The organism is Flavobacterium collinsii (assembly GCF_902804485.1).
In the GTDB taxonomy this organism is placed as follows: Bacteria; Bacteroidota; Bacteroidia; order Flavobacteriales; family Flavobacteriaceae; genus Flavobacterium; species Flavobacterium collinsii.
Window position 1 is genome coordinate 1 of sequence record NZ_CADCST010000182.1, and the last position, 2,013, is coordinate 2,013.

The 2,013-nt window shown below is 32.4% G+C and carries 2 protein-coding genes and 2 tRNA genes; all 4 read right to left on the minus strand.

Annotation, left to right across the window (positions count from 1 at the left end):
* Positions 1 to 259: 259 nt before the first annotated feature.
* Positions 260 to 340 (minus strand) — tRNA-Tyr (locus FLA105534_RS23370).
* An 81-nt stretch (positions 341 to 421) separates the two neighbouring features.
* Positions 422 to 496: transfer RNA gene (locus tag FLA105534_RS23375), tRNA-Val, on the minus strand.
* 124 nt (positions 497 to 620) lie between these two features.
* The gene (locus FLA105534_RS23380) at positions 621 to 1,172 is read right to left on the minus strand and encodes a DinB family protein (protein WP_173968480.1); all 552 of its coding nucleotides are present in this window, start codon (positions 1,170 to 1,172) and stop codon (positions 621 to 623) included.
* A gap of 59 nt (positions 1,173 to 1,231) precedes the next feature.
* A complete protein-coding gene (locus tag FLA105534_RS23385; protein WP_173968481.1) occupies positions 1,232 to 1,738 on the minus strand; it encodes a Crp/Fnr family transcriptional regulator in 507 nt (168 codons plus the stop codon).
* Positions 1,739 to 2,013 lie beyond the last annotated feature (275 nt).

The following is a 2,013-nucleotide window of genomic DNA, read 5'->3' on the forward strand; positions in this document are numbered from 1 at the left end:
GCTTTTAGAAGTCAATTCAGAGGAGTGAGGAATATAGATTTTTTCTTGTTCAGATTATCTAATCTTTTTGCCTAATCCCCAACTTTTGAACCTGATCCACAACTTTTGAACTGATCCTTTGAACCTTTTCTCATTTTTATTAAGTTTCAAAATAGCATTAAAAACAAAAAACCTGTAAATCGTTCGATTTACAGGTTTTTAAAATGTTTCGGTTTTTTAAAAGATCGTAAAAGCTTCCTTTTACTTCTTTTATTTTTTGTGGGGAGAGCAGGATTCGAACCTGCGAAGTTCACACAGCAGATTTACAGTCTGCCCTCGTTGGCCGCTTGAGTATCTCCCCTAATTCACTAACTCGAATTTGTAATTCGCGCTCGCTTCGTATGTCATAAAAAAACTCCTTAAAAAAGTAAGGAGTTATTTGTGGGCGATGAGGGGTTCGAACCCCCGACCCCCTCGGTGTAAACGAGGTGCTCTGAACCAGCTGAGCTAATCGCCCTATTTTAATAGGTTGCTATCGTTTGTGATTGCGAGTGCAAATATACAGCTAGATTTTGTATTTGCAAGTTTATTTTGAAAAAAAATCAAATAATTTTACGCTCTACTCCTTACCTGTCTGGCGGTCAGTTGTTTTTCATTGCAACTTTTATTTGATCTATTTGATGAAAGTGTCTAATAATATGATTGATGAAAAATTGAAAGGTGTCTCCCAATTTTAGTTTAATGAAATTTGAAATAGAAATCTTAATCTTCACTTTGTTTAAACTCACGTTTCGGGATTGATTCAGTAAATCCAGAAGTTTGATTTGTTGGTTTATAAATCTATCAATTACCGATTTATCAAGTTTGACATTCAATGGATTCTTGTCTTTAAAAGTTTTCATTTTGTTTAGCTTGGCTTTTGGCAACATACTTTTTGCAAAATAACTCCCTAAAATTCTACTTTTAAATTCATCATCAGTTTTGGTGGTTGATTTTTTTATTTCATTTTCTATTTGCGGTAAATAATAATCACCATACAAATTCAAATGTTCCAAACATTCCAGAATGTTCCAGGAAGTTTCATTTTCCCTCCAGGTCAAAGCATTCAAATCACAATTCTTTAATTTTTCTGCCTGATTGATAATTTGTCTCGTATGCTCTAAAAGCGTTTGTATTAATTTATCTGATTGCATAATTATATTTTTCTTTATGCAAAATTGTAAAAAGCATTTTCAATAAATCTTGATTGAAGTCAAGACTTTTTTAAGCGGGATAAAGTTTCGGCACTCATTCTTAAATAATTGGCAATATGTCGGTTTGGGATTTCCTGAAAAAGCTGTGGGCTCCTCTTTAAAACCCTTTCATATCTTTCTTTTGGTGAATTTGTCAGGATATCAACCTCACGTTCCATCTGCTGAACTACCAAATTTTCCAGAATTTTTATCCATAGATTTCTATTGCTTTCTGTTTCTAAAAATTTGTTTATTTGTTGTTTGCTTACGACTTTTATAACTGTTTTCTTTATAGCTTGCATAAACAAATCTGAAGGTTTACCTGTCAAAAAAGAGTCCAGTGAAACGATTAGATTTTCTTTATAACCAAATCTAATCGTGCGTTCTTCATATTCGTCTAAAACAAAAATCCTCAGACTTCCGCTTACTATAAAATACATATTGGTGTCAATACTACCTTTCACTTTAAGAAATTCGTTCCTGTCAATGGTTATTGTCTTTTCCGAAAGTTCAATAATTTCTTTCATTCTCTATCTAGGCGTGAGTTTTACTATGTTTGTAGCTAAAATATTCAATTGTATTCCCCTTTCTCTTTGTTCAAGTGTAGACACTATTTATCGGGTATAGAACCTTGCAATACTACACAAAAAAAAAATATTAGAATTAGCTTTCTGGGTAAATCGATTTTTTTTATTTTTTGAAATTGTCTAGTCCTGAAATAGCGATACACAAAAAGTATCATTATGGAAGTACCTCAAGAAATACGCTATGTAAAGCGTACACAAAAAGACTACTCTATGTC